Raw genomic sequence first — 26,655 nt, 5'->3', positions numbered from 1 at the left:
CCCCGCCGGTGGCATCGGGTCGCGTCTCTGGCCCCTCAGCCGCGCCGACGCGCCCAAGTTCTTGCACGACCTGACCGGCAGCGGCTCGACGTTGCTCCGGGGCACCTGGGACCGCTTGGCACCCCTGAACGGCGACCAGCGCATCATGGTCGTCACCGGCCGTGCCCACCGGGCCGCCGTCGAGTCGCAGCTGCCCGGCCTCGCCGACCACAACGTCGTGCTCGAGAGCGAGCCGAAGGACAGCACGGCCGCGATCGGCCTCGCCGCGGCCGTCCTGCGACGCCGCGAGCCGGACGTCATCATCGGCTCGTTCGCCGCGGACCACGTCATCGCCGACACCCGTGGCTTCGGCCGGGCGGTCCGCGAGGCCATCGTCGCGGCGGACGAGGGCTACATCGCGACCATCGGCATCACCCCCACCGAACCGGCCATCGGGTTCGGGTACATCCACGTCGGGGCCCCCCTCGACATCGACGGCGCCCCGAGCGCCCACACCGTCGAGTCGTTCGTCGAGAAGCCCGACCTCGAGACGGCCGAGCAGTACGTCGCGGGTGGCGACTACCTCTGGAACGGCGGCATGTTCATCGCGCGGGCCGACCGGCTGCTCGAGCAGCTCGGCGAGACGAGCCCCGAGTTGCTCGCCGGCATCGAAGAACTCGCCGAGGCCTGGGACACCCCGCGCCGCGGCGCCGTGGTCGACAAGGTCTGGCCGGGGCTGCAGAAGATCGCCATCGACTACACCGTGGCCGAACCGGCCGCCGCGGCCGGTCGCCTGGCCGTCGTGCCGGGCGACTTCGACTGGGACGACGTCGGCGACTTCGCCTCGATCGCGAAGCTCCACGCCGGTGGCCGCAAGAGCGACCTGGCCATCCTCGGCGAGAACGCGCGGGTGCTGGCCGACAGTTCGAGCGGCATCGTCGTGGCGAACAGCGGACGCCTCATCTCGTTGATCGGGGTCAACGACATCATCGTCGTCGACACCCCCGACGCCTTGCTCGTCACCACCACGGCCAACGCCCAGCGGGTGAAGGGCGTCGTCGACGCCCTGAAGCTCAGCGGCCGCAGCGACGTCCTCTGACCGGTCGGGTCCGGCCCCCGGCGGCCGCCGAGGTTTCGCGTTCGTTACGTCGTGGTCGCGACTGTGTAACGCCTCGGCATCGCTAGCACCCGACGGTCGTCGGCGCTCGTCACAGTAGGTAACCTGTCAGCCATACCCACCCGGCGCGCCTCGTGCCGGGCTGCACCCTGGAGGACAACTTGACTACAACTGCGCGCAAGGCCGTGCTCAGCGGCCTCGCCCTGGCGAGCACCGCCGTCATCCTGGCCGGCTGTGCCTCGGCCCCCGAGAGCGGCTCTGGATCGACCAGCGGCGCCTCGAGCGACTTCGTCCCTTGCATGGTCTCCGACGCCGGCGGCTTCGACGACAAGTCGTTCAACCAGCTCGGCTACGAAGGGCTCAACGAGGCGGCCGACACCATCGGCGCGACGCCGAAGACCGTCGAGTCGGCCGACGAGACCGTCTACGACGCCAACCTGTCGAACCTCGCCGACCAGGGCTGCAACCTGATCGTCACGGTCGGCTTCGCGCTCGCCGACGCCACGAAGGCGGCCGCCGAGGCGAACCCGAACATCGACTACGCCACCATCGACGACGCGTCGATCACGGCCGACAACGTGCAGCCGATCACGTTCAACACCTCCGAGGCCGCCTTCCTCGCGGGCTACGCCGCCGCCAGCTACTCGAAGACCGGCGTCGTCGGAACCTTCGGCGGCATGCAGTTCCCGACCGTCACGATCTTCATGGACGGCTTCGCCGACGGCGTGAAGTACTACAACGAGCAGAAGAGCGAAGACGTCAAGGTCGTCGGCTGGGACGTCGACTCGCAGAACGGCACCTTCACCGGTGGCTTCGAAGCCGGCACCACGGCCAAGCAGAGCGCCCAGACGCTGATCGACCAGAACGCCGACGTCATCCTGCCGGTCGGCGGCCCGATCTACCAGAGCGCCGCCGAGGCGATCCGCGACTCCGGCAAGGACGTCGTCCTGGTCGGTGCCGACAGCGACACCTACGAGACCGACACGGCCAACGCCGACCTGTTCCTCACCTCGGTGCTCAAGGGCATCAAGCAGGCGACCGACGCGGTCGTCACGCAGGCCAGCGAGGACGACTTCTCGAGCACCCCGTACGTGGGCACCCTCGAGAACGACGGCGTCGGCATCGCGCCGTTCCACGACTACGCCGACAAGGTCGACGGTGGACTGCAGGACGAGCTCGACACCATCAAGGCGGGCATCATCGACGGTTCGATCACGGTCGAGTCGCCCTCGGCCCTCACGAGCTGACGAACGCACCTCCCGTCATCGATTAGCATCGACTGACCCAGGGCCGGGAGCGACGGTCACCCCGTCGCTCCCGGCCCTCTCAACGCCCGTGGGCGGGCCGCCGACCCGGCGCCGCCCGACCCCACCCGAATGCCTAGACCCGAGGTAGCCACCTGAGATGAAGCTCGAACTGCGGGGCATCACCAAGCGATTCGGCGCACTGACCGCCAACGACCACATCAGCCTGACCGTCGAACCGGGCGAGATCCACTGCCTCCTCGGTGAGAACGGCGCCGGCAAGTCCACGCTGATGAACGTGCTCTACGGCCTGTACCAGGCCGACGAGGGCGAGATCCTGCTCGACGACGCCGTCCAGCACTTCTCCGGCCCGGGCGACGCGATGGGCGCCGGCATCGGCATGGTGCACCAGCACTTCATGCTCGTCCCCGTCTTCACCGTCGCCGAGAACGTCATGCTCGGTCACGAAGAGACCAAGGCCGGTGGTCGCCTCGACCTCGCAGCGGCCCGCGCGAAGGTGCGCGAGATCAGCGGTCGGTTCGGGTTCGACATCGACCCCGACGCCCTCGTCGAAGAGCTGCCCGTCGGCGTACAGCAGCGCGTCGAGATCATCAAGGCCCTCTCGCGTGACGCGAAGGTGCTCGTGTTCGACGAGCCCACGGCCGTCCTCACCCCGCAAGAGACCGACGAGCTGATGGTCATCATGCGTCAGCTGCGTGACGCGGGCACCGCGATCGTCTTCATCACCCACAAGCTCCGCGAGGTCCGCGAGGTCGCGACGCGCATCACCGTCATCCGCCTCGGCAAGGTCGTCGGCGAGGCCGAGCCGAGCGCCTCGAACGCCGAGCTCGCCTCGCTCATGGTCGGCCGCGCCGTCGAGCTGACCGTCCAGAAGGCGCCGGCCGAGGCCGGTGGCCCCGCCCTCGTCGTCGAGAACCTGCGGGTCGTCGACCCCATCGGGCAGGTCGTCGTCGACGACGTCTCGTTCGAGGTCCGCCGAGGCGAGATCCTCGCCATCGCGGGGGTCCAGGGCAACGGCCAGACCGAGCTGACCGAGGCGATCCTCGGCCTCCAGCCCCGGGTCGAGGGCCGGGTGTCGCTCGACGGACGCGACATCACGGGCCGCAGCGTCCGCCAGGTGCTCGACGCCGGCGTCGGCTTCGTCCCCGAGGACCGCAACCAGGACGGCCTCGTCGGAGAGTTCACCGTCGCCGAGAACCTCATGCTCGACCGGTCGCAGTCCGGTCCGTTCGTGAAGCGCGGGTCGCTCAAGCTGTCCGAGCTCGCGGCGTTCGCGGTCGCCAAGGTGAAGGAGTTCGACATCCGGACCCAGGGCATCACCACCCCGGCCGGCCGTCTCTCGGGGGGCAACCAGCAGAAGGTCGTCCTGGCGCGTGAGCTCAGCCGCGACCTCCGGCTCTTCGTCGCGGCCCAGCCCACCCGCGGCATCGACGTGGGCTCGATCGAGTTCGTGCACAAGCGCATCGTCGAGACCCGCGACCAGGGCGTCCCCGTCATCGTCGTCTCGACCGAGCTCGACGAGGTCGCCGCCCTGGCCGACCGCATCGCCGTGATGTACCGCGGCACCATCGTCGGCATCGTGCCGGCGGACACCCCCCGCGACGTGCTGGGGCTCATGATGGCCGGCGAGATGCCGCACGGAACGGAGCAGGCAGCGTGACCGACGCCACGACCACCACGCAGGGGCCGGGCACCCCACCCGCCCCGTCGGCACCGGAGTCGACCGAGGGACGCGGATCGCGCCTCCTGCGAGAGATCACGACCGGCAACGCCGCCATCTCGGTGCTCGCCGTCGTGCTCGCGCTCGTCGTGTCCGGCCTGCTGATCGGCTTCACCGACACGACCGTCCAGGGCACCCTGGGCTACTTCTTCTCGCGGCCGGCCGACTTCTTCCAGGCGTTCTGGGCGTCGGTCGGCGGGTCGTACTCGTCGCTCTTCCAGGGCGCGGTCTACAACTTCCGGGTCGACGGCTTCGCGGCCGGCATCCGCCCCCTGACCGAGACGCTCAACTACGCCGTGCCCCTCATCGCCGCCGGTCTCGGCGTCGCCGTGGCGTTCCGCGTCGGCCTGTTCAACATCGGTGCCCGCGGTCAGATGCTGATGGCTGCGGCGGCCGCCGGCTGGGTGGGCTTCTCGTTCCACCTGCCGCTGGCGCTCCACCTGCCGCTCGCCCTCGCGGCCGGCATCGCCGCGGGTGCGCTCTGGGGCGGCATCGTCGGTCTGCTCAAGGCCCGCACCGGTGCCCACGAGGTGATCCTCACGATCATGCTCAACTACATCGCCTTCTACCTGTTGGCCTTCATGCTGCGGACGCAGGGCCTGTTGCAGGCGCCCGGCAGCGCGAACCCGAAGTCGCCGGCGACGCTCGACACGGCGATCCTGCCCGACCTGTTCGGCTCGCGGTACAACCTCAACTGGGGCTTCGTGCTGGTCATCGTCATCACGGCGGTCGTCTGGTGGCTGATCAACCGGTCGACGCTGGGCTTCCGGTTCCGGGCCGTGGGCGAGAACCCGCACGCCGCCCGCACGGCGGGCATGAACGTCAAGAACATCTACCTGTACGCGATGCTCATCTCGGGTGCCCTCGCGGGCGTCGCGGGGTCGACCCAGGTGCTCGGCACGCTGACCAGCGGCTTCACCTCGGGCATCGACGCGGGCATCGGCTTCGACGCCATCACCGTGGCGCTGCTCGGCCGGTCCCGGCCGTGGGGCGTGTTCGGCGCCGGCGTCCTGTTCGGCGCGCTCAAGGCCGGCGGCTACTCGATGCAGGCGGCGAACGGCGTCCCGATCGACATCGTGCTCGTCGTGCAGTCCCTCATCGTGTTGTTCGTGGCCGCGCCCCCGCTGGTCCGAGCGATCTTCCGTCTGCCGGCCCCGGGCCTCCGCCCGGTGCGCAAGGCCTCGAACAAGGAGGCGGTGGTCACCAAGTGAGCACGCTCACCCCCGACGCCGCGGTCCCCGCCGCACCGTCGCCCGACCTGGCCAGGGCCTCGACCCGCAGCCTCAAGGCCCCGATCGCCTTCGCGATCTTCACGCTCGTCGCGGCGGTGCTGTTCATCGGCCTGGCCCGTGAGGGCGAGAGCACGTTCCGGCTCTCGACCGCGACCGACTTCTTCGCCCTGCCCGACGCCGTCCTCCCGTCGACCGTCACCGGCGTCGTGCTGACGGTGCTGCTCGCCGTGGTCACCGTCGTGGCGGTCCTCCGCGCCGTGCGCTTCGAGAAGGTGCCGATCTGGTTGGTCGCCGTCTTCGGCGTGCTCTTCCTGCTGGGCTTCCTCACCTGGGCGAGCGCCGGGCAGACGATCCCGGTGCCCGGTCTGCTGCTCGGTGCCCTCGCGCTCAGCACGCCCCTGATCTTCGGCGCGCTGGGCGGCGTGATCAGCGAGCGGGTGGGCGTCGTCAACGTCGCGATCGAGGGGCAGCTGCTGGCCGGCGCCTTCGTCTCGGCGATGATCGCCTCGGCGACCGGATCGGCCTACGTCGGCCTGGTCGGCGCGATGATCGCCGGCGTGCTCGTCTCGATGGTGCTCGCGGTCTTCAGCATCCGCTACATCGTCGACCAGGTCATCGTCGGCGTCGTGCTCAACGTGCTCGTGACCGGCCTGACGAGCTTCCTGTACTCGCAGGTGCTCTCGAAGTCCGACTCGCTCAACCGCGGCGTGCGCTTCCCGCAGCTCGACATCCCGATCCTCAGCCAGATCCCGATCGTCGGGCCGGTCTTCTTCCGGCAGACGATCATCGTGTACCTCATGTACGTCGCGATCGCGGTCGTCTTCTACGGGTTGTTCCGCACCCGGTGGGGGCTGCGCCTCCGCTCGGTCGGCGAGCACCCGCAGGCGGCCGACACGGTAGGCATCAAGGTGAACGCCACCCGGTTCTGGAACGTCTCCCTCGCCGGTGCCATCGCCGGCCTCGGTGGGGCCTACTTCACCCTGGGCTCGCTCGGCAACTTCCAGAAGGAGATGACGGCGGGCGCGGGCTTCATCGCCCTGGCGGCGGTCATCTTCGGCCGCTGGGACCCCATCCGGGCCACGCTCGCCGCGCTGCTGTTCGGCTTCGCGAGCAACCTGCAGAACGTGCTCGGGGCCATCGGCTCGCCGGTGCCGAGCGAGTTCATGCTCATGCTGCCGTACGTCGTGACGATCTTCGCGGTCGCCGGCCTGGTCGGGCAGTCCCGGGGCCCCGCGGCCTCCGGCAAGCCGTACATCAAGTCGTGACGGGCCGCAGCAGCGCGTCGGTCGTCACCGAGACCGACTGGGACGCCCTCCGCGAGGCCGCGAGGGCCGCCATGCGCAAGGCCTACGTGCCCTACTCGAAGTTCCCCGTGGGGGCTGCGGCCGTCACCGACGACGGCCGCGTCGTCTCGGGCTGCAACGTCGAGAACGCCTCGTACGGCATCACCCTCTGCGCCGAGTGCTCACTGGTGTCCGACCTCGTCATGTCGGGTGGCGGCCGCCTGGTCGCCTTCGCCTGCGTCGACGGCAACGGCGGGGTGCTGATGCCCTGCGGTCGCTGCCGGCAGCTGCTCTACGAACACTCCGACGAGGCCATGGTGCTCGACACCGTCTCGGGCTTCAAGACCATCGACGAGGTCGTCCCCGACGCGTTCGGGCCGCGGCAGCTCGAGGCGTACCGCGCCTCGCAGGGCTGACCCGCGCCTCCTCGTCCGTCCCGGTCGCGACCCCGTGGTCGCGCCGTCGCACCACCCATCGCACCACCGCTAGGAGCCCCACCGTGACCCAGAACGCCGTCGAACCCTTCGACACCGTCGACCTCATCCGCGTCAAGCGCGGCGGGGACGCCCTCAGCACCGAGCAGATCGACTGGCTGATCGACGCGTACACCCGGGGCTACGTCGCCGACGAGCAGATGTCGGCGCTGACGATGGCGATCTTCTTGAACGGCATGGAGCGCCGCGAGATCCGCGACATGACGATGGCGATGATCCGATCGGGCGAGACGATGGACTTCGCCGGGCTCGGCAAGACGACCGTCGACAAGCACTCGACCGGCGGGGTCGGCGACAAGATCACCCTGCCGCTCGCCCCCCTGGTGGCCTCGTTCGGCGTCGCCGTGCCGCAGCTCTCGGGTCGTGGCCTCGGCCACACCGGCGGCACGCTCGACAAGCTCGAGTCGATCCCGGGGTGGCAGGCGTCGATCTCGAACGAGCGCATGCGCGAGATCATGGCCGACAGCGGGGCCGTGGTCTGCGCCGCGGGCTCGGGCCTCGCCCCCGCCGACGGCAAGCTGTACGCCCTGCGCGACATCACGGGCACGGTCGAGGCCATCCCGCTGATCGCCTCGTCGATCATGAGCAAGAAGATCGCCGAGGGCACGGCGGCGCTCGTGCTCGACGTCAAGTTCGGCTCGGGCGCCTTCATCCAGGACATCGAGCGGTCGCGTGAGCTGGCCCGCACGATGGTCGACCTCGGCACCGACGCCGGCGTCGCGACCACGGCGCTGCTCACCGACATGAACGTGCCGCTCGGCCTGACCATCGGCAACGCCCTCGAGGTCCGTGAGTCGGTCGAGACCCTCGCCGGCGGCGGCCCCGCCGACATCCGCGAGCTGACGGTCGCCCTCGCCCGCGAGATGCTGACCCTCGCAGGTCGGCCGGACGCCGACGTCGAGGCCGCCCTAGACGACGGTCGCGCGATGGACGCCTGGAAGCGCATGATCCGCGCCCAGGGCGGCGACCCCGACGCGGCGCTGCCCACGGCCCGCGAGACGCACGTGGTGACGGCCGCGAGCAGCGGCTACCTGACCGAGCAGCACGCGCTGCCGTTCGGCATCGGTGCCTGGCGCCTCGGTGCCGGTCGCGCCCGCAAGCAAGACCCCGTGCAGGCCGCCGCCGGCATCGAGCTGCACGCCAAGCCCGGCGACCGCGTGACCGAGGGGCAGCCGCTCTTCACGCTGCACACCGACGAGCCCGGCCGCTTCGAGCGTGCGCTCGAGGCCGTCGACGGCGCCTGGACGATCGGTGACGAGGCCCCCGCGGCGCGCACCATCGTCGCCGAGCGCGTCAGCTGACCCCCGCCGCGACCGAGGCCCCGAACCGGCACCCCGCCCCGCCCAGGAGGCGCGGTGCCGGTTCGCGACGTCTGCGCACCCGTCTCGTGGCGCGCGTCCAGAGTCGTCGCCCGGACCGCTAGTAGATTGAGGGGCATGAGCGCTCCCGACAAGGACTACCGACTGCCGAACGGGGGCCCGCGCCTCGCGGCCCTGCCCAAGGTGTCGTTGCACGACCACCTCGACGGGGGCCTCCGACCCGAGACGATCGTCGACCTGGCCCGCGAGGCCGGCGTCGAGCTGCCCGCCACCGAGCCCGAGGCGTTGCGCCGCTGGTTCGTCGAGGCCGCCGACTCCGGCAACCTGGTCGACTACCTCGCCACCTTCGAACTGACCGTCGCCGTCATGCAGACCGCCGACCAGCTCACCCGCGTCGCCCACGAGTTCGTCCTCGACCTGGCCGCCGACGGGGTCGTCCACGCCGAGGTGCGCTGGGCCCCCGAACAGCACCAGCGTCAGGGGCTCACGCTCGACCAGGCCGTCGAGGCGGTGCAGGCGGGCTTCACGTCGGCGGTGGGCTCGCTGGCCGCCGACGGCCACCAGATCTCGGTCGGCCAGATCCTCAGCGCCCTGCGTCACGAGGGTCGCTCGCTCGAGATCGCGCAGCTCGCCGTCCGCCACCGCGAGTCGGGCGTGCTGGCCTTCGACATCGCCGGGCCCGAGGCCGGGTACCCCGCTGCCGACCACCGGGTCGCCTTCGACCTGCTGGCCCGCGAGTTCATGCCGGTCACCGTGCACGCGGGCGAGGCCGACGGCCTCGACAGCATCCGTGGCGCCCTCATCGACGGACGAGCCCTGCGCCTCGGTCACGGCGTCCGCATCGCCGAAGACATCCGCGTGGTCGCCAGCAAGGGCGCGGCGACCACGGTCGAGATCGGGCCGATGGCGTCGTGGGTGCGCGACCGCGAGATCCCGCTCGAGCTGTCCCCCCAGTCGAACCTGCAGACCGGCGCGATCGCGGCGTGGGGCACCGACCTCGACGACCACCCGTTCGACCTGCTCTACCAGCTCGGCTACGGCGTGACGGTGAACACCGACAACCGCCTGATGAGCGACACGAGCCTCTGCAAAGAGCTCGCCCTGCTCAGCCAGGCGTTCGACTACGATCTCGACGACCACGAGACGTTCCAGCTCAACGCCGCGGCGTCGTGCTTCCTGCCCCTCGAAGAGCGCGAGGCGCTGGCCGACCGCATCACGGCCGGCTTCGAGGGGGCCTGAGCATGGCGCTTCCCCCGCTGCCCGACGAAGCCGTCGTCATCGGTGCCCGCGTCGCCGACTGGCGAGAGGCCGTCCACGTCGCCGGTCGGGCCCTGGTCGACTCGGGTGCGGCCCACGAGGGCTACGGCGACGAGATGGTGCGCATGATCGACGAGCACGGCCCCTACGTCGTCATCGCCCCGGGGCTGGTGCTCGCGCACGCGCGCCCCGGTGACGCCGTCGTGCGCGACGGCCTGGCGGTCGTCACCCTCGCCGAGCCGGTGCCGTTCGGCCACCCGCACAACGACCCGGTCAGCGTCGTCCTCGGCCTCGCGATCGTCACGGTCGGCGGCCACCTCGAATCGATCGCCGACCTCGCCAACGTCTTCAACGAGGCCTCCGTCATCCCCGCCCTCGCGGCCGCCACCTCGGTCGACGAGGTGCGTCGGCTGATGGGCGTCCCCGCCTGATCCGCCCTCGACAGATCGAGACCACCCCATGAAGATCGTCACCATCTGCGGCGCCGGCATCGGCAGCAGCGGAATCCTCAAGGTCAACGCCGAGCGCGTCCTGGCCAAGCTCGACATCGAGGCCGACGTGGTCGCGGCCGACATCGGCTCGATCGCGTCCGTCGGTGACGACGCCCAGGTCATCCTCACCTCGGCCGAGTTCGTCGAAGCCATCGGCTCGACCTTCGCCGACGTCATCGTCATCCAGAACCACTTCGACCAGGCCGAGCTCACCGAGAAGCTGCAGAAGTCGCTCGGCTGAGTCGCCGACGTGAGAGACCCCGGAGGCGCAGGTCGCGCCTCCGGGGTCTCTCCCGTCGTGGGGGCGGTCGCCGCCCCCGGCGTCAGGCCAGCAGGTCGCGCATGCCGGCGTCGAGGTCGGCCACGGCGGCCTCGGCCGCCGCCCGGCGGGCCACGGCGTCGCCCTCGGTGCTCGACGCGTCGATGTAGACCTTGAGCTTGGGCTCGGTGCCGCTCGGACGGACGATCACCCGGGAGCCGTCGGTCAGCCAGTACCGCAGCACGTCGCCCGCCGGGAACGACCCGAACCCGTCGCAGAAGTCGTCGACGTGGTCGACCCGGTGCGAGCCGATGGTCGACGGGGGCTGCTGCCGGAGACGCGCCGTGAGGGCCGTGATCGTGGCGAGATCGTCCACGCGGATCGAGATCTGCGACGACGCGTACGCCCCGAAGCGCTCGTCGAAGGCGACGAGGTGCTCGGCCAGGCTCGACCCGGCGGTGTGCAGCTCGGTCGCGAGGGCGAGCAGGTCGACGGCCGCCGAGATGCCGTCCTTGTCGCGGACGACGTCGGGGTCGACGAGGTAGCCGAGCGCCTCTTCGTAGCCGTAGATCAGGCCGCCGACGCGCGACACCCACTTGAAGCCCGTCAGGGTGTCGACGTAGTCGAGCCCGTGGACGCGGGCGATCTCGCGCAGGGCGGGCGACGAGACGATGCTCGCGGCGAGCGTGCCGTCCCGGTCGTCACGCCGGGCGCGTTCGGCGGCACGCCAGCCGAGCAGCGAGCCGACCTCGTTGCCGCTGAGGCGCCGCCAGCCGCCCTCGACGGGGATCGCCACGGCGAGCCGGTCGGCGTCGGGGTCGTTCGCGATGATCAGGTCGGCCTCGACGCGGTCGGCCGTCGCGAACGAGAGGTCCATGGCGCCCGGTTCTTCGGGGTTCGGGAAGGCCACGGTCGGGAAGGCCGGGTCGGGGGCGCTCTGCTCGCTGACCGGGATGGGCTCGGCGAAGCCCGCGGTGGCGAAGACCCGGCGCGCGACCTCCCACCCGACCCCGTGCATCGCCGTGTACACGACCCGGGGTTGGCGGCCGGTCGAGGCGGTGCCGGCGACGGCTGCCGTCCGGCGCACGTACTCCATGACGAGGTCGTCGCCGGCCTCGCGGTAGTCGTCCGACCGGGGCAGGTCGGTGACGGGGGACTGGGCGGCCCGCTCGATCTCGGCCGCGATCTCGCCGTCGACGGGCGACACGATCTGCGACCCGGCGTCGACGCCCCCGAGGTAGACCTTGTAGCCGTTGTCCTGCGGGGGGTTGTGGCTGGCGGTGACCATGACGCCGGCGCTGACGTCGAGGTGACGGACGGCGAAGGCGAGCACCGGGGTCGGCAGGGCACGCGGCAGGATCGTCGCGGCCACCCCCGCGGCGGCCATGATCTCGGCGGTGTCGCGGGCGAAGACGTCGGAGTTCTTGCGGCCGTCGTAGCCGATGACGATCGAGGGGTGCGACTCGCGACCGAGCAGGAAGGCGGCGAAGCCGGCGGCGGCCTGCGCGACGAGCACGCGGTTCATGCGGTTCGAGCCCGAGCCGAGCGCGCCACGGAGGCCGGCGGTGCCGAACTGCAGGCGGCCCGCGAAGCGGTCGGCGAGCTCGGCGACGGCGTCGGCGCGGCCGGCGGCGTCGGCATCGGCGGACGTCGCCCGCGTCAGCAGGCGGTCGAGTTCGTCGCGGGTCTCGTCGTCCGGGTCCTGGTCGCGCCAGGCCGTGGCCGTGGCGATCAACCCGTCGAGGTCGCCGGCCACCGGGCCGCTCACAGGGCCGCCACGATCCGGGCGAGCAGGTCGCTGATCTTGGCCTCGGCGTCGCGGCCGGCCTCGAGCACCTCGGCGTGGCTCAGCGGGGTCTTCTGGATGCCCGCGGCGAGGTTCGTGATGAGCGACATGCCGAGCACCTCCATGCCGGCCTGGCGGGCGGCGATCGCCTCGAGTGCCGTCGACATGCCGACGATGTGGCCGCCGATGGCCTTGGCCATCTGCACCTCGGCCGGCGTCTCGTAGTGCGGTCCGCGGAACTGCGTGTAGACGCCCTCGTCGAGGTCGGGGTCGATGCCGCGGGCGACGTCGCGCAAGCGCGACGAGTACAGGTCGGTCAGGTCGATGAAGGTCGCGCCCTCGAGCGGCGAGTCGGCCGTGAGGTTGATGTGGTCGCTGATGAGCACGGGGGTGCCCGGCTTCCAGGTCTCCCTGATGCCCCCGGCACCGTTCGTCAGGATCATCGTGGTGGCGCCGGTCGCGGCGGCGGTGCGGACGCCGTGGACGACGCGGCGGACGCCGTGCCCCTCGTAGTAGTGCGTGCGGGCACCCATGACGAGGGCGTGCTTGCCCGAGGGCAGGGCGATGCTGCGGATCGAGCTCGTGTGGCCCACGACGGCCGACGCGGCGAAGCCGGTGATCTCGGTCGCCGGGATCTCGGCGACGGTCTCGCCGATCAGGTCGGCGGCCTTGGCCCAACCGCTGCCCAGGGTCAGGGCGACGTCGTGCCGGGCGACGCCGGTCTTCTCGGCGATCTCGGCGGCGGCGGTGCGGGCGACCTCGAAGGGGTCGGCGGCGCGGTCGTCGAGCGGGTGCGTGGTGGTCTCAGACATGGCGTCCACTCTAGGGTCTGCCGACCCGGCACCCCGGTCGTGCCGGGGCCCGTCGCGCGCGTCAGTCGATGCTGAGCAGCACGTGGCCCGACGAGACGGTCTCGCCGACGACGGCCGAGATGCCCGAGACGGTGCCGTCGCGGTGGGCGGCGACGGGCTGCTCCATCTTCATGGCCTCGAGCACGAGCACGAGGTCGCCCTTGACGACCTGCTGGCCCGCCTCGACGGCGAGCTTGACGACGGTGGCCTGCATGGGGGCCTTGACCTCGGCGCCCGTCGCGGTGACGACGGTCGACCGGGGTGCGCCGCGGCGCTTCGGGGCCACCGCAGGAGGCGCGGTGCGCGACCCGAGACCGGCCGGCAGCGAGACCTCGAGTCGCTTCCCGGCGACCTCGACCACGACGGTGTCGCGCTCGTCGGCGGGGCGTGGGGCCTCGGCCTCGCCGCTCCACGCGGGGATGGTGTTGTCGAACTCGGTCTCGATCCAGCGGGTGTAGATCGAGAACGGCCGACCGTCCGCCGGCGCGAAGGCCGGGTCGTCGACGATCGCGCGGTGGAAGGGCAGGACGGTCGGCAGTCCGGCGACCTCGAACTCGGCGAGGGCCCGGCGCGAGCGCTCGAGCGCGTCCTCGCGCGACGACCCCGTGACGATCAGCTTGGCGAGCAGCGAGTCGAACGAGCCGCTGATCTCGTCGCCGGCCTGGACACCGCTGTCGACGCGCACGCCGGGGCCGCCCGGTGCCTTGAAGACGTGGATCGGGCCGGGGGCGGGCATGAAGCCGCGGCCGGCGTCCTCGCCGTTGATGCGGAACTCGAACGAGTGGCCGCGGGCCTCGGGGTCGTCGTAGTCGAGCACGCCGCCCTCGGCGAGCCGGAACTGCTCGCGGACGAGGTCGATGCCCGTGACCTCTTCGGACACGGGGTGCTCCACCTGCAGGCGCGTGTTGACCTCAAGGAACGACACGGTGCCGTCCTTGCCGATCAAGAACTCGCAGGTGCCGGCGCCGACGTAGCCGACCTCGCGGAGGATGGCCTTCGACGCCTCGTAGAGCTGGGTGGTCTGCTCGTCGGTCAGGAACGGGGCGGGCGCCTCTTCCACGAGCTTCTGGTGGCGGCGCTGCAGCGAGCAGTCGCGGGTCGAGACGACCACGACGTTGCCGTGGGCGTCGGCGAGGCACTGGGTCTCGACGTGGCGGGGCTGGTCGAGGTACTTCTCGACGAAGCACTCGCCGCGGCCGAAGGCGGCGACGGCCTCACGGGTGGCCGAGTCGAAGAGCTCGGGCACCTCGTCGCGGGTGCGGGCGACCTTGAGGCCGCGTCCGCCGCCGCCGAAGGCCGCCTTGATGGCGACGGGCAGGCCGTGCTGGTCGACGAAGTCGAGCACCTCGTCGGCGCCCGACACGGGGTTCAGGGTGCCGGGAGCGAGCGGCGCCCCGACGCGCTCGGCGATGTGGCGGGCCGAGACCTTGTCGCCGAGCTGCTCGATGGCCTCGGGGGAGGGGCCGATCCAGACGAGGCCGGCCGCCTCGACGGCGCGGGCGAAGTCGGCGTTCTCGGCGAGGAACCCGTAGCCGGGGTGCACGGCGTCGGCCCCCGAGCGGCGCGCGACCGAGAGGATCTTGTCGATGACGAGGTACGTCTCGGCGCTCGTCGTGCCGCCCAGGGCGTAGGCCTCGTCGGCGAGGCGGGCGTGCTGGGCGTCGCGGTCCTGGTCGGCGTAGACCGCCACGGAGCCGATGCCGGCGTCACGTGCGGCGCGGATCACGCGGACGGCGATCTCTCCACGGTTGGCGATGAGGACCTTGCTGATACGCGGCATAGTTCCCCACCCTATTGCGCCCTCCGCACCTGCCTTTGGCTGACGTGCACAAAAAGGACGAGGAGGCGCGGGGCAGAACCTACAAGACGCCTGCGGTCGCCGAGGTCCACAGCTCGTGCCACGGCACGCCGAAGCCCCGGACGAGCGACCGCAGCACGGGCACCGAGAGGCCGACCACGGCGCTCGGCGTGCCCTCGATGTGCGTGATGAACGCCGAGGCCCGGCCGTCGATCGTGAAGGCGCCGGCCACCTCGAGCGGTTCGCCGGTCTCGACGTAGGCGGCGAGCTCGCGCGGGTCGAGGTCGTCGGCGAAGGTGAGGGACGCGCTCGCGACCCGGCCCGCGCCTCCTGAGGGGTGCTCGTCGCTGGTGCGCGGCGCCCCGCCGCGGTGGTCGACCAGCCAGTGGCCCGACCAGAGGGTGCCGTGGCCGACCTCGGCCATGCGGCGCCAGCGGTCGAGTGCCAGGGCGGGTTCGTGCGGTTTGCCGTGCACCTCGCCGTCGAACTCGAAGGCGCTGTCGCCGCCGAGCACCAGCCCGTCGAGGGGGTGGCCGTCGACCGTCACGTCGAGCACGGCCTCGGCCTTGAGCCGGGCCAGGTGCTGCACGGTCTCGGCCGCCGAGAGCGGCCGACCGAGTCGGCCCGCCTCGAGGTCGACCGCCGCCTCTTCGTCCACTCCGGGGCTGATCAGCACCGGCTCGACGCCGGCGGCGCGCAGCAGGGCGAGACGGGCGGGGGAGGTGCTGGCCAGGTAGAGCGGGACGGTCATGCCGCCCAGCCTGTCAGACTCGACGCATGGGAGACATGCTGGGCCGCGAGGTCGAACTGGACGTGACGGGCATCGCACACGGGGGCATCTCGGTGGCGCGCCTCGACGGACGGGTGGTGTTCGTCACCGACACGCTGCCCGGTGAGAAGGTCGTCGCGCGCATCGCCGACGACCGCAAGAAGTCGTTCTGGCGGGCCGACACCGTGAGCGTCGTCGAGGCCAGCGAGCACCGCCGCCCGCACGTCTGGGGCGCGGCCGCCCTCGAGGTCGATCCCGCCGACCGTGCCGGCGGTGCCGAGTTCGGCCACGTCGAGCTCTCCCACCAGCGCGAACTGAAGCGACAGGTGGTCGTCGACGCGCTCTCGCGGATGGGCGGCGTCGCCGACGCCGACGGGCGCGTCACGGTCGAGGCGTTGCCCGGCGACGACGACCGACGGGGCACGGGGTGGCGCACGCGCCTCCGCCTGCACCTCGACGCCGACGGTCGACCGGGCCAGTTCGCCGCCCGGTCGCACCGGGTCGTCCACGTGCCCGACCTGCCCCTCGCCTCGCCCGAGGTCGCCGAGGTGGCTCCGCTCGGCGACGCCTTCCCCGGCGAGGAGCACGTCGACGTCGTGGCCCCGAGCGTGGGCGGTGCCCGCCTGATCATCGGTCGTCAGGCCCGGTCGACCATCACCGAGGTCGTCGGCGAGCGCGAGTTCCGCCTCGACGACGGCGGGTTCTGGCAGGTGCACCGCGAGGCCGCCGCCACGCTCACCACCGCCGTGCAGACGATGATCGACCCCGACCGCTTCGACCCGAAGGCGGCCAACGTCGACCTCTACGGCGGGGTCGGGCTGCTGGCCGCTGCCGTCGGGGACCGCTTCGGTGCGGGCACGCGCATCACCAGCGTCGAGAGCGACGAGCGCGCGACCGAGCACGCCGCCGAGAACCTGGCCGAGTGGATCGGCGCCTCGGCCGTGACCGGACGCGTCGAGCGGTGGCTGCGTCAGACGGCGTCCCAGGCCGGCGGTGCCGAGCGCGAGCGCCTCGCGCACGCCACGATCGTGCTCGACCCGCCCCGGTCGGGCGCCGGTCGCGACGTGGTCTCCGAGATCGCCGCCCTCGGGCCCGCCCAGGTGGTGTACGTCGCCTGTGACCCCGTTGCCCTGGCCCGCGACGTCGCCCTCTTCGCCGAACGCGGCTACCGGCTCGACGCCCTGCAGGCCTACGACCTCTTCCCGAACACCCACCACGTCGAGACGGTGGTGCGCCTGCTGCCTGCCTGAGCACCGATCCCGGTACGATGTACCCCGTGCACGCCTGGGGTTCAGGGCCAGACGCACGCCGAACGAAGGACCACCGTGTCAGACCTCTCGACCGAGACCCCCACCGCGCCCCGCCCGACCGCTCCCGTCCGGGTCGCCATCGTCGACGACCACGAGTCGGTGCGGCTCGGCATCCAGGCCGCCTGCCAGAACGAGGGCTTCGACGTCATCCTGACGGCCGCCGGCGTGCAGGAGTTCGTCGAGAACCTCGCCGGGCGCGAGGTCGACGTGGTCGTGCTCGACCTGTCCCTCGGCGACGGGTCGACCGTCACCGAGAACGTCAAGCGGGTGCAGGCCACCGGGTCGGCCGTCCTGGTGCACAGCATCGCCGACCGGGTGGCGTCGGTCCGCGAGGCGCTCGCCGCCGGTGCGGCCGGCGTGATCCCGAAGTCGTCCGCGACCAAGACGGTCATGGCCGCCGTCGCGACCGTCGCGCGGGGCGACGTCCTCAACAACCTCGAGTGGGCGAGCGCCATCGACGCCGACCGCGACTTCGCGAAGGCGCAGCTCGGACGCCGCGAGCGCGAGATCCTGCACCTCTACGCCTCGGGCCTGCCGCTCAAGCTGGCCGCCCAGCAGCTCGGCATCGGCTACTCGACGGCCCGCGAGTACCTCGACCGCATCCGTGTCAAGTACGTCGAGGTCGGTCGCCCGGCACCGACCAAGGTCGACCTGCTGCGCCGTGCGGTCGAGGACGGCATCCTGCCGGGCCTCGACGCGGACGGCGGCGATGGCCGCTGAGGGCCGACTGAGCGCCCCGATCCCGCTCGGGGCCCTGCGGCCCCCGCGCAACCCCATCAGCCGCGCCCTCCTCGACAAGGTGCTGGGGCGGATCATCGCCGCGGCCGGACTCGTGTTCGGCCTGCAGGCGCTGCCCGACATGTTCGGTCAGGTCGACGACATGCAGCTCGCCTGGGCCTGGGTCATCGGGCTGGCGATGTTCGGCGGGTTCCTGGCCCTCGTGGTCGCCAGCCTCGTGCAACGCGGCGTCACCACCGTCGAGGCCTTCGTCGCCGTCGCGTACCTCATCGCGCTCGTGACCTGGCCGCTCGCCGTGGACGACCCCAGCCGCATCCAGTCGGGCGTTCCGTGGCTCTGGTACCTGTGCACGGTCGCCACGGCGTCGGCGGCGTCCGCGTTCTCGACCTGGATCGCCAGCGGCTACCTCTTCGTCGCCCCCGCGGTCTACGGCTTCATCCGCCTGACGCCCTCGGGTGGCGCGGTGTCCCCGCAGCGGGCGACCCTCGACTCCGTGTACGCGATCCTGCTCGGCGGCGCCGTGCTCATCCTCGTGGTCATCCTGCGGCAGGCGGCGGCGAACGTCGACCAGGCCCAGGCGACCGCCGTCGCCCGCTACTCCGAGGCCATCCGCGAGCACGCGACCGAGCTCGAACGGGTCGAGGTCGACGCCATCGTGCACGACAGCGTCCTCACGACCTTCATCCAGGCGGCCAGGGCCTGGTCGCCCGACGAGCGCGACCTGTCGACGAACATGGCCCGCAACGCCATGTCCCACCTGTCGGCGGCGGCGAGCACGACGCCGTTCGACGAGTCCGACACGTCGCTGGCGAGCATGGCCGACCGGGTCGAGGCCGCCATCGCCGACCTCGGGGTCCCGGTCGAGGTGCGCCGTGGTCGGCTCGACGACGAGGGCATCCCGTCCACGGCCGCCGAGGCGCTCTATTCGGCGGCGATGCAGGCCCTCGTGAACAGCTCGCAGCACGCGGGCGAGGGCCCCGGCGTCGACCGCTGGGTCGAGGTCCGCCACGACGGCGCCGGACTCACCACCGTCGAGGTGGGCGACACGGGCAAGGGCTTCGAGCCGTCGTCGGTGCCGACCGAGCGCCTCGGGGTCCGCGTGTCGATCCACGAGCGGCTGAACAACGCCGGCGGGCTCGCCACCATCGACTCGGCACCGGGGCGAGGCACCGTCGTCAGCCTGCGCTGGCCGGTCGAGCAGGCACCCGCATGAGGGTCTCGGTGCCCCGCTGGCTGATCGTCTCGCTCGCCGCGGTCTTCTCGGCCTACCACCTCGTGCTCGCCGCGGCGTCGGTGGACCGCGTCGCCGACCCGTTGCCGGTGCTGGCCTGCATGGCGCTGTACGCGGCCGCGACCGTGGCCGTCCTGTGGCCGAGCAAGCACATGATCATGCCCGTCTGGATGGCCTCGTTCTGCCTGGCCGTCAGCATCGTCCTGCCGCTGGTGGTGACCTCACAGCTCGACAGCTCGGTGAAGAACGGGTACGCCACCTGGTACGTCGCCGCCGTGGGCACGCTCATGGTGATCGTCTCGACCCGTCGGCGACAGGGCTTCGCCTGGCTCGGGGTCGGCTTCATGGCGGTCCACGGCGTGCTCTGGGCCGGGGTCCAGCAGATCGCCGAGCTCGGCATCGTGGGCAGCGTCGTGTGGGTGGCCTTCAGCCACGCCATGTCGAGCACGCTGACCCGGGCGGGACGCGAGACGCGCGAGTTCATCCTCGCCGAGCACGAGGCGGCCGACTGGCAGGCCGCGCAAGAGGCACACGTCAACGAGCGCCAGTACCGACTGCTGCAGACGGGCCGCACGGCCCGCCCCATGCTGCAGACGATCGTGCGGCGGCACGGCGACCTGACCCCCGACGAACGCCAGGAGTGCCTGAACCTCGAAGGGGCGATCCGCGACGAGATCCGGGGCCGACGGTTGCTCGACGACGACGTGCGCCGCGAGGTCATGGCGGCCCGTCGTCGCGGGGCGGTCGTCAGCCTCCTCGACGAGGGCGGCATCGACGACCTCGGGCCGGCCGACCTCCGACGCGTCCACGGCGTGCTCGCCGAGGCCCTCCGCGACTCGGCCGCCGACCGCATCGTCGTGCGGACCGTGCAGGGTGGCGGGGACGACGCCGTCACGGTCGTCGGCCTCGGGTCGGTGGACCTCTCGTCGAGCGCTCTGGGTCGCGGCGTCTCGGCCGACGCCGACGAGGACGACGACGGCGACGAGGTGCAGCTCTGGCTGCAGATCCCTCGCTCGGCCTCGTGAGCGACGCCTGAGGCACGGCCACCGGGCACGTCCACCGGCGCACGGCCGCGGGGGCACGATCGCCCGCGCGCGACCACCGGCGCCGGAACGGGAGAAGGGCCGGACGATCGTCCGGCCCTTCCGAGACCCTGAGTCAGGGCGGCAACCCGAATGTCGCCCTGACTCCCCCCGGCAGGAACCCGCTTACCCTAGTCGGCTCCCGCTCGGTGGTGTGACTCTGAGAGAGACACCTAGCAGAAGCAACTATGACTCCTCGCGACGCGGACTACAGTCGTCATTTAGGGGGACAGGCGGGGGAGGATGACCCCGTCTACCCCTCTTCGGGTCACGTCAGCCCGAGAATCCTCGCCACCGGCCGTCGCCGGGCACGATCGTGGGGCGCGGCGCCCTGGCCGATCGGGTCCAAGCCGAGGCGGACGGCCGTGCCGGTGTGGTCTCGACCGACGCCGACCGACCGGCGGCGACGGCGGCGAGCAGTGCCGTGATCGCGGCGAGCTCGTCGGGCGTCGGATCGCCGGCGACGACCCGCAGGACGGGAGCCGGGGCGGTCTCGGTGGACGGGTCGCCGGCCTCGGCCGCGTGTCGCCCGCTCACAGGGGGATGTTCCCGTGCTTCTTGGGCGGCAACGTGGCGCGCTTCGTCCTCAGCGCCCGGAGGGCCTTGACCACGGCGACTCGCGTGGCGGCCGGTTCGACGACCCCGTCGAGCTCGCCGCGCTCGGCCGCCAGGAACGGGCTGGCGACGTTGTAGGTGTACTCGTTGGCGAGACGCGTCCGGACGGCCGCGACGTCTTCGCCGGCCTCGGCTGCGGCCTTGATCTCGTTGCGGTACAGGATGTTGACGGCACCCTGCCCGCCCATCACGGCGATCTCGGCCGTGGGCCAGGCGAGGTTGATGTCGGCGCCGAGCTGCTTCGACCCCATCACGATGTAGGCACCGCCGTAGGCCTTGCGCGTGATCACGGTGACGAGCGGCACGGTGGCCTCGGCGTAGGCGTAGAGCAGCTTGGCGCCACGGCGGATGACGCCGGTCCACTCCTGGTCGGTGCCCGGCAGGTAGCCGGGCACGTCGACGAGCGTGAGGATCGGGATGTTGAACGCGTCGCAGAAGCGGACGAACCGGCTCGCCTTCTCGCCCGCCTCGATGTTGAGGGTGCCCGCCATGGCCGACGGCTGGTTGGCGATGACGCCCACCGGGCGGCCCTCGACGCGGCCGAAGCCGACGACGATGTTCGGCGCGAACAGCGGCTGCACCTCGAGGAACTCACCGTCGTCGACGACGTGCTCGATGACGGTCATCACGTCGTAGGGCTGGTTCGGGCTGTCGGGGATCAGCGTGTTCAGCTGGCGGTCGAAGTCGGTGGTCTCGAGCTCGACGGGCACGTCGAAGACGTGGGGGTCGGCCAGGTTGTTGTCGGGCAGGTACGACAGCAGGGAGCGGGCGTAGTCGAGCGCGTCGTCCTCGTCGCTCGCCAGGTAGTGCGAGACGCCCGAGACCTTGTTGTGGGTCAGGGCCCCGCCGAGCTCCTCGAAGCCGACGTCCTCGCCGGTGACGGTCTTGATGACGTCCGGCCCGGTGACGAACATGTGGCTCGTCTTGTCGACCATGATCACGAAGTCGGTGAGCGCGGGGGAGTACACCGCGCCTCCTGCTGCCGGGCCCATGATCAACGAGATCTGCGGGATGACCCCCGACGCCGCGGTGTTCAGGCGGAAGATCTCGCCGTACTTGCCGAGCGCGACGACGCCCTCCTGGATGCGGGCTCCGCCCGAGTCGAGGATGCCGATGATGGGCACCCCGGTCTTCAGGGCGAGCTGCATGACCTTGATGATCTTCTCGCCGGCGACCTCGCCGAGCGACCCGCCGAAGATGGTGAAGTCCTGCGAGTAGACCGCCACCTGACGGCCGTGGATGGTGCCGGTGCCCGTCACCACGGCGTCGCCGTAGGGGCGCTTGGCCTCCATGCCGAAGGCGTGGGTGCGGTGGCGGACGAACTCGTCGAGCTCGACGAACGAGCCCGGGTCGAGCAGCTCGTCGATGCGCTCGCGGGCCGTCTTCTTGCCCTTCGCGTGCTGCTTCGCGACGGCGGCCTCGCCGCTGGCCGTCACGGCCTCGTGGTAGCGGGCCTTGAGGTCGGCGAGCTTGCCCGCGGTGGTGTGCAGGTCGGGCGCGGCGTCGGTGAGGGGCGCGGAGTCAGGAGTCACGCGCTTCACTCTACTGACCGGCCCACGGCCCGCCGTTGGAGGTTTCCACGCGTGGACGACCCCGGACGTCGTAGGAGTCGTCAACCACGGCCCCTAGGCTGAGCCGATGGACTTCCCCTTGACCTCGGCCGCCAGCCCCCACCTCGTGGTGCTCGGGTCGACGGGATCGACCAACGCCGACCTGCTCGCCGCCGTCGACGAACCGCACCTGGCGACCTGGGCGACCCTCGACCAGTCCGCCGGACGGGGCCGGCTCGACCGGCGCTGGGTCACGGCGCCCGGGCGGTCCCTCGCGGCGAGCGTGCTGCTGCACCGCGGCGACCTGCCGACGGAGGCGCTCGGCTGGGTGCCGCTGCTCGCGGGCGTGGCGATGCGCGCCTCCGTCCGTCGGGTGGTCGGCGCCGCGGACGTCACGCTCAAGTGGCCCAACGACGTCCAGGTCGGCGGCGACAAGGTCTGCGGACTGCTGGCGGAACTGCGCCCCGACGCGAGCGCCGTGGTCGTCGGAGCCGGGGTCAACCTCACCGTGCCCGCCGACCAGCTGCCCACGCCGACCGCCACCTCGCTCGGCCTGCACGGGGCCTCGGGGTCGGCGCTCGACCTGGCCGACGCCGTGCTCTCGTCGTGGGTTGCCGACCTCGGGCGACTCGTCGGCGACCTCACGGCGGCCGGGGGCGATGCCACCGCCAGCGGCGCCCTCGACGCGGTGCGCGAGGCCTGCGCGACCCTCGGGCGTCGGGTGCGCGTCGAACTGCCGGGAGGTGCGGTGCTGGTCGGCGAGGCGGTGGACGTCGACGAGGCGGGCCGCCTGGTCGTCCGGTCGGCCACGACCGGTGGGACGACGGCCGTGGCTTCGGGCGACGTCACGCATCTGCGGTATGAATGAGCCTGTGAGCACCGACGGACCGCAGCCGACCGAGTACGTCGTCGCGCGCCTCCGGCCGCACGCCCGCGTCCTGTTCTGGCCGTCGCTCGCCCTGGTCGGCATCTGCGCCGCGACCGGGTACTTCGGGGGTCGCTTCGACGTCGAGTGGCAGAACTACGTCGTCCTGGGGGCTGCCCTCGCCCTGATCGTCCTGCTGTGGCTCGTGCCGGTGCTGCTCTGGCTCGGCCGTCGGTACGTCATCACCTCGCGCCGCCTCGTGGTGCGGCGTGGGCTCTTCGTCCGCACCAGGCAAGAGCTGCTGCACAGCCGCGGGTACGACCTGACGGTCCGCAAGAACTCGGTCCAGAGCGCGTTCCGCAGCGGCGACGTACTGATCAACACCGGTCTCGACCGGCCGCTCGTGCTGTGGGACGTCCCGTCGGCCGATCTCGTCCAGTCGGCGCTGCACGACCTGATGGAGGCCAACCAGAACAGCGTCGCCCAGCGCCGCCAGCACGAGCAGTCCGTCGGGCACGACGAGACCACCTCGTGGGGCGGCGAGCGGCCGTCCGGTCGCTGAGCCCCCGGGACGGGCGGCGCTCCGGCCTGCCCTAGGGTTGACGGCATGCGGATGTCAGTCATCGGATGCGGTTACCTCGGCGCCGTGCACGCAGCGTGCATGGCCGACCTCGGGCACGAGGTGGTCGGCATCGACGTCGACCCGGGCAAGATCGAGATGCTCGCGTCCGGGCACGCCCCGTTCTTCGAGCCGGGCCTGCCAGAGGCCTTGCGCCGGGCGCTCGACTCGGGGCGCCTGCGCTTCTCGACGGACCCGGCGGACGCCGCGGGCGCCCAGGTGCACTTCGTCGCCGTCGGCACCCCGCAGACGGCCGGCAGCGACGCGGCCGACCTGACCTACGTCGACGCCGCCGTCCAGGGCCTCCTGCCGCACCTCGCCGACGGCGACCTGGTGGTCGGCAAGTCCACCGTGCCGGTCGGCACCGCGAGCCGCCTCGCCGACGCGGTCCGCGCCTCCTCGGGGGCCGACCTGGCCTGGAACCCCGAGTTCTTGCGTGAGGGCTTCGCCGTGGCCGACACCGTCTCGCCCGACCGCTTCGTCTACGGCGTCCCGTCCGGCGACGCCGGCGAGCGGGCCACCGCGGTGCTCGACGAGGTCTACGCGACGGCACTGGCCACCGGCACGCCCCGGCTCGTCACCGACTACGCGACGGCCGAGCTCGTGAAGGTGTCGGCGAACGCGTTCCTCGCGACGAAGATCTCGTTCATCAACGCGATGGCCGAGATCGCCGAGGCGACCGGAGCCGACGTGACCCAGCTCGCCGACGCCATCGGGCACGACGCCCGCATCGGTCGGCGGTTCCTCAACGCCGGCCTGGGCTTCGGCGGCGGCTGCCTGCCGAAGGACATCCGGGCGTTCCGGGCCCGGTCGCGCGAGCTGGGCCTGGAGTCCCTCGACTTCCTCGCCGACGTCGACGCCGTCAACCTGCGTCGCCGCGACCGGGTGGTCGCCCTGGCCGACGAATTGCTGGGCGGTGACGTCGCGGGTGCCCGCGTCGCCGTGCTCGGCGTGGCCTTCAAGCCCGACAGCGACGACGTCCGCGACTCCCCGGCGCTCGACGTCGCCCGGCGCCTGCACGCCGCCGGTGCCGACGTGGTCGTCCACGACCCCGAGGCGAACGAGACCGCCGCCCGGCTGGCTCCCGACCTCACCTACGTCGACGACGCCTCGTCGGCCCTCCGCGACGCCGACGTCGTGCTCGTCCTCACCGAGTGGAAGCAGTTCAAGGCGCTGCGTCCCGCGGACGTCGCCGACCTGGTCGCGCACCGGCGACTCGTGGACGCCCGCAACGTGTTCGACCCGGCCGAGTGGCGTGAGGCGGGGTTCGAGTTCCGGTCGCTCGGGCGCCCGTAGCCGGGTGACCGGTCGACGCGGGCTGCGGCGGCTCCGTCACCGCGCCTCCCGCGGCACGTCCGCGCCGCCGCGCCGGGCGCCGCCGATACGATGACGGCATGACGAAACGGGCTCTCCTCACCGTGTTCACCGCCGGCGCGGTGGTCCTCGCCCTCGCCGCCTGCACGGGCGGCGACGCCGAGCCGACGCCGACGTTGTCGAGCTTCACCCCGACCTCGACCGCCTCGCCCGCGGCTCCCGACACCGGGGCCGAGACGACGACGCCGACGCCGCCCTCGGACGACCCCTCGGCGGGCGACCCGACCGACGACGGGTCCGCGGCGGTCGAGACGCCCGTGCCCGTCCCCGCCGACCAGGCCGACGGCTGGACCGACGCCCGGGCCTACGACGCCTGCCGCAACGAGGCCACGAGGTCGCAGGGGTCAGACTACCGCTGGAACGACCGGTCCTCGCAGATCCTCGTCCAGGGTTCGGCCGGCCGGTCGATCGACGTGGCCGGCCTCTACAGCGGCGGTGACGTCGGGGTCGCCAACGTCGTCTACCGGTGCGTCGTCGGAGGCACGCCGGACGCGCCGCAGCTGAGCGGGACGGTCGTCCGATGACGGCGCTGCGCGTCGGCGTGATCGGCGGCGGCCAGCTCGCCCGCATGATGATCCCGCCCGCCGTCCACCTCGGCGTCGAGATCAGCGTCCTGGCAGAAGCCGAGGGCAGCTCGGCCCGGCTGGCCGCGACCCGGGTGGGCGACTACCACGACGTCGACGTCGTCCTCGACTTCGCCCGCACGGTCGACGTCGTCACGTTCGACCACGAGCACGTCCCGCAGAACGTCCTGACCGCCCTCGTCGACGCCGGCGTGAGCGTGCGTCCCGGGCCGTCCGCGCTCGCGGTGGCGCAGGACAAGATCGTGATGCGACGGACCCTCGCCGGGCTCGGTCTGCCGGTCCCCGACTGGGCGGCCGTCCGTGACGCCGACGAGCTCGGGGCCTTCCTGGCCGACCACGGTGGCCGCGCGGTCGTCAAGACGGCGCGGGGCGGTTACGACGGCAAGGGCGTGCGCGTCGTGTCGTCGGCCCACGACGCGGACGACTGGTTCGGGGCCCTGGCCGAGGACGGCGACGGAGGCGCGCTGCTGGTCGAAGAGCTCGTCGAGTTCCGGCGCGAGCTGTCGCAACTCGTGGCCCGGCGACCGAGCGGTGACGTCGTGCCCTGGGCCCTGGTCGAGACCGTCCAACGCGACGGAGTGTGCTCGGAGGTCTTCGCCCCGGCGCCGTCGAGTGCGGGGCGACTGGCCGACGTGGCCGACGACATCGCCCGGACGGTCGCCGAGCGACTCGACGTCACCGGGGTCCTCGCCGTCGAGCTGTTCGAGACGACGGACGAGCGGCTGCTGATCAACGAACTCGCCATGCGGCCGCACAACACCGGGCACTGGACCATCGACGGGTCGACCACCAGCCAGTTCGAGCAGCACCTCCGGGCCGTGCTCGACCTGCCCCTCGGCGACACCGGCTGCCACCGCCCCTGGAGCGTCATGCTCAACGTGCTCGGCGGGCCGACGACGGGGTCGATGGCTGACCGGCTGCCCGCCCTGATGGCCGACCAGCCGGCCGTCAAGGTCCACGACTACGGCAAGAGCCCTCGCCCCGGTCGCAAGGTCGGCCACGTGACGGTGGTCGGCGACGACCTCGACGAGGCCGTCTTCCGGGCGCGCGCCGCTGTCGAGTTCTTC

The 26,655-nt window shown here is 72.1% G+C and carries 25 protein-coding genes; 19 read left to right on the top strand and 6 right to left on the bottom strand.

Going from position 1 to position 26,655, the window contains the following annotated elements:
- From ASG05_RS04110 to ASG05_RS04065, 10 genes are all read left to right on the top strand, one after another.
- A partial coding sequence (locus ASG05_RS04110) for a mannose-1-phosphate guanylyltransferase (protein ID WP_056257592.1) occupies positions 1-1,078 on the top strand: 1,078 nt, incomplete at its 5' end.
- A 179-nt stretch (positions 1,079-1,257) separates the two neighbouring features.
- Complete coding sequence (locus ASG05_RS04105; protein ID WP_056257589.1) at positions 1,258-2,343, top strand: BMP family protein; 1,086 nt, start codon at positions 1,258-1,260, stop codon at positions 2,341-2,343.
- A gap of 157 nt (positions 2,344-2,500) precedes the next feature.
- The gene (locus tag ASG05_RS04100; RefSeq protein ID WP_056257587.1) at positions 2,501-4,021 is read left to right on the top strand and encodes an ABC transporter ATP-binding protein; all 1,521 of its coding nucleotides are present in this window, start codon (positions 2,501-2,503) and stop codon (positions 4,019-4,021) included.
- Positions 4,018-5,292, top strand: coding sequence for an ABC transporter permease (locus ASG05_RS04095; RefSeq protein ID WP_082486337.1), 1,275 nt, complete (start codon positions 4,018-4,020; stop codon positions 5,290-5,292). Before ASG05_RS04100 ends, ASG05_RS04095 begins: the two co-directional genes overlap by 4 nt.
- Positions 5,289-6,578, top strand: coding sequence for an ABC transporter permease (locus tag ASG05_RS04090; RefSeq protein WP_056257584.1), 1,290 nt, complete (start codon positions 5,289-5,291; stop codon positions 6,576-6,578). Before ASG05_RS04095 ends, ASG05_RS04090 begins: the two co-directional genes overlap by 4 nt.
- Positions 6,575-7,012, top strand: a complete 438-nt coding sequence (locus ASG05_RS04085; RefSeq protein ID WP_056257581.1) for a cytidine deaminase — start codon at positions 6,575-6,577, stop codon at positions 7,010-7,012. Before ASG05_RS04090 ends, ASG05_RS04085 begins: the two co-directional genes overlap by 4 nt.
- A gap of 83 nt (positions 7,013-7,095) precedes the next feature.
- On the top strand, positions 7,096-8,391 hold the full coding sequence (locus ASG05_RS04080) for a thymidine phosphorylase (RefSeq protein ID WP_056257578.1): 1,296 nt from the start codon (positions 7,096-7,098) through the stop codon (positions 8,389-8,391).
- Between the two features lie 135 nt (positions 8,392-8,526).
- The gene (locus ASG05_RS04075; protein ID WP_056257575.1) at positions 8,527-9,648 is read left to right on the top strand and encodes an adenosine deaminase; all 1,122 of its coding nucleotides are present in this window, start codon (positions 8,527-8,529) and stop codon (positions 9,646-9,648) included.
- 2 nt (positions 9,649-9,650) lie between these two features.
- Positions 9,651-10,097 carry a PTS sugar transporter subunit IIA gene (locus ASG05_RS04070; protein ID WP_056257573.1) on the top strand — a complete coding sequence of 149 codons (447 nt, stop codon included), beginning with the start codon at positions 9,651-9,653 and terminating at the stop codon, positions 10,095-10,097.
- Between the two features lie 28 nt (positions 10,098-10,125).
- On the top strand, positions 10,126-10,398 hold the full coding sequence (locus ASG05_RS04065; RefSeq protein WP_043594402.1) for a PTS sugar transporter subunit IIB: 273 nt from the start codon (positions 10,126-10,128) through the stop codon (positions 10,396-10,398).
- Positions 10,399-10,480: 82 nt separating this feature from the next.
- Here ASG05_RS04065 and ASG05_RS04060 read toward each other — a convergent pair whose 3' ends face one another.
- The 4 genes from ASG05_RS04060 to ASG05_RS04045 all read right to left on the bottom strand — a co-directional run bounded on the left by ASG05_RS04060 (position 10,481) and on the right by ASG05_RS04045 (position 15,602).
- Positions 10,481-12,184 (bottom strand): phospho-sugar mutase, encoded by a 1,704-nt coding sequence (locus ASG05_RS04060; protein WP_235491380.1) that lies wholly within the window; start codon positions 12,182-12,184, stop codon positions 10,481-10,483.
- Positions 12,181-13,014, bottom strand: a complete 834-nt coding sequence (locus ASG05_RS04055; protein WP_056258411.1) for a purine-nucleoside phosphorylase — start codon at positions 13,012-13,014, stop codon at positions 12,181-12,183. Before ASG05_RS04055 ends, ASG05_RS04060 begins: the two co-directional genes overlap by 4 nt.
- Positions 13,015-13,075: 61 nt before the next feature.
- Positions 13,076-14,833 carry a biotin carboxylase N-terminal domain-containing protein gene (locus ASG05_RS04050; protein WP_056257570.1) on the bottom strand — a complete coding sequence of 586 codons (1,758 nt, stop codon included), beginning with the start codon at positions 14,831-14,833 and terminating at the stop codon, positions 13,076-13,078.
- Positions 14,834-14,912: 79 nt separating this feature from the next.
- The gene (locus tag ASG05_RS04045; RefSeq protein ID WP_056257568.1) at positions 14,913-15,602 is read right to left on the bottom strand and encodes a nucleoside triphosphate pyrophosphatase; all 690 of its coding nucleotides are present in this window, start codon (positions 15,600-15,602) and stop codon (positions 14,913-14,915) included.
- Positions 15,603-15,628: 26 nt separating this feature from the next.
- On the opposite strand from ASG05_RS04045, the gene ASG05_RS04040 reads away from it, so the two are divergent.
- The 4 genes from ASG05_RS04040 to ASG05_RS04025 all read left to right on the top strand — a co-directional run bounded on the left by ASG05_RS04040 (position 15,629) and on the right by ASG05_RS04025 (position 19,924).
- On the top strand, positions 15,629-16,870 hold the full coding sequence (locus tag ASG05_RS04040) for a class I SAM-dependent RNA methyltransferase (RefSeq protein WP_056257566.1): 1,242 nt from the start codon (positions 15,629-15,631) through the stop codon (positions 16,868-16,870).
- Positions 16,871-16,945: 75 nt separating this feature from the next.
- Positions 16,946-17,650, top strand: coding sequence for a response regulator transcription factor (locus tag ASG05_RS04035; RefSeq protein ID WP_056257563.1), 705 nt, complete (start codon positions 16,946-16,948; stop codon positions 17,648-17,650).
- Entirely contained in the window at positions 17,640-18,881 is a 1,242-nt protein-coding gene (locus tag ASG05_RS04030) for a sensor histidine kinase (RefSeq protein WP_082486335.1), read from the top strand. The genes ASG05_RS04035 and ASG05_RS04030 overlap by 11 nt, the downstream gene beginning before the upstream one ends.
- Positions 18,878-19,924: a hypothetical protein gene (locus ASG05_RS04025; RefSeq protein ID WP_056257560.1), complete on the top strand. Its 1,047-nt coding sequence runs from the start codon at positions 18,878-18,880 to the stop codon at positions 19,922-19,924. The genes ASG05_RS04030 and ASG05_RS04025 overlap by 4 nt, the downstream gene beginning before the upstream one ends.
- Before the next feature lie 330 nt (positions 19,925-20,254).
- Here ASG05_RS04025 and ASG05_RS04020 read toward each other — a convergent pair whose 3' ends face one another.
- Both ASG05_RS04020 and ASG05_RS04015 read right to left on the bottom strand, forming a co-directional pair.
- A complete protein-coding gene (locus tag ASG05_RS04020) occupies positions 20,255-20,518 on the bottom strand; it encodes an acyl-CoA carboxylase epsilon subunit (protein ID WP_235491379.1) in 264 nt (87 codons plus the stop codon).
- A complete protein-coding gene (locus ASG05_RS04015; RefSeq protein ID WP_056258403.1) occupies positions 20,515-22,128 on the bottom strand; it encodes an acyl-CoA carboxylase subunit beta in 1,614 nt (537 codons plus the stop codon). Before ASG05_RS04015 ends, ASG05_RS04020 begins: the two co-directional genes overlap by 4 nt.
- A gap of 106 nt (positions 22,129-22,234) precedes the next feature.
- Here ASG05_RS04015 and ASG05_RS04010 point away from each other — a divergent pair, with 106 nt between their 5' ends.
- The 5 genes from ASG05_RS04010 to ASG05_RS15710 form a co-directional block, all read left to right on the top strand.
- The gene (locus ASG05_RS04010) at positions 22,235-23,014 is read left to right on the top strand and encodes a biotin--[acetyl-CoA-carboxylase] ligase (RefSeq protein WP_056257558.1); all 780 of its coding nucleotides are present in this window, start codon (positions 22,235-22,237) and stop codon (positions 23,012-23,014) included.
- 4 nt (positions 23,015-23,018) lie between these two features.
- Entirely contained in the window at positions 23,019-23,573 is a 555-nt protein-coding gene (locus ASG05_RS04005; protein WP_235491378.1) for a PH domain-containing protein, read from the top strand.
- 45 nt (positions 23,574-23,618) lie between these two features.
- The gene (locus tag ASG05_RS04000) at positions 23,619-24,926 is read left to right on the top strand and encodes a UDP-glucose/GDP-mannose dehydrogenase family protein (protein ID WP_056257552.1); all 1,308 of its coding nucleotides are present in this window, start codon (positions 23,619-23,621) and stop codon (positions 24,924-24,926) included.
- Between the two features lie 98 nt (positions 24,927-25,024).
- On the top strand, positions 25,025-25,528 hold the full coding sequence (locus ASG05_RS03995) for a hypothetical protein (protein ID WP_056257549.1): 504 nt from the start codon (positions 25,025-25,027) through the stop codon (positions 25,526-25,528).
- A partial coding sequence (locus tag ASG05_RS15710; protein WP_082486446.1) for a 5-(carboxyamino)imidazole ribonucleotide synthase occupies positions 25,525-26,655 on the top strand: 1,131 nt, incomplete at its 3' end. The genes ASG05_RS03995 and ASG05_RS15710, both read left to right, overlap by 4 nt.

It is taken from the genome of Frigoribacterium sp. Leaf186, assembly GCF_001423905.1.
Lineage (GTDB): Bacteria > Actinomycetota > Actinomycetes > Actinomycetales > Microbacteriaceae > Frigoribacterium.
The sequence above is the reverse complement of the archived record's forward strand: the minus strand, read 5'-3'. Positions and strand labels throughout refer to the sequence as shown.

Bases quoted from the DNA above. Each gene is read 5' to 3' on its own strand.
- ASG05_RS04040 (WP_056257566.1), top strand. From the start codon at position 15,629: ATGGGAGACATGCTGGGCCGCGAGGTCGAACTGGACGTGACGGGCATC.
- ASG05_RS04000 (WP_056257552.1), top strand. From the start codon at position 23,619: ATGCGGATGTCAGTCATCGGATGCGGTTACCTCGGCGCCGTGCACGCA.
- ASG05_RS04100 (WP_056257587.1), top strand. From the start codon at position 2,501: ATGAAGCTCGAACTGCGGGGCATCACCAAGCGATTCGGCGCACTGACC.
- ASG05_RS04050 (WP_056257570.1), bottom strand. From the start codon at position 14,833: ATGCCGCGTATCAGCAAGGTCCTCATCGCCAACCGTGGAGAGATCGCC.
- ASG05_RS04030 (WP_082486335.1), top strand. From the start codon at position 17,640: ATGGCCGCTGAGGGCCGACTGAGCGCCCCGATCCCGCTCGGGGCCCTG.
- ASG05_RS04010 (WP_056257558.1), top strand. From the start codon at position 22,235: ATGGACTTCCCCTTGACCTCGGCCGCCAGCCCCCACCTCGTGGTGCTC.
- ASG05_RS04055 (WP_056258411.1), bottom strand. From the start codon at position 13,014: ATGTCTGAGACCACCACGCACCCGCTCGACGACCGCGCCGCCGACCCC.
- ASG05_RS04025 (WP_056257560.1), top strand. From the start codon at position 18,878: ATGAGGGTCTCGGTGCCCCGCTGGCTGATCGTCTCGCTCGCCGCGGTC.
- ASG05_RS03995 (WP_056257549.1), top strand. From the start codon at position 25,025: ATGACGAAACGGGCTCTCCTCACCGTGTTCACCGCCGGCGCGGTGGTC.
- ASG05_RS04070 (WP_056257573.1), top strand. From the start codon at position 9,651: ATGGCGCTTCCCCCGCTGCCCGACGAAGCCGTCGTCATCGGTGCCCGC.
- ASG05_RS04045 (WP_056257568.1), bottom strand. From the start codon at position 15,602: ATGACCGTCCCGCTCTACCTGGCCAGCACCTCCCCCGCCCGTCTCGCC.
- ASG05_RS04065 (WP_043594402.1), top strand. From the start codon at position 10,126: ATGAAGATCGTCACCATCTGCGGCGCCGGCATCGGCAGCAGCGGAATC.
- ASG05_RS04075 (WP_056257575.1), top strand. From the start codon at position 8,527: ATGAGCGCTCCCGACAAGGACTACCGACTGCCGAACGGGGGCCCGCGC.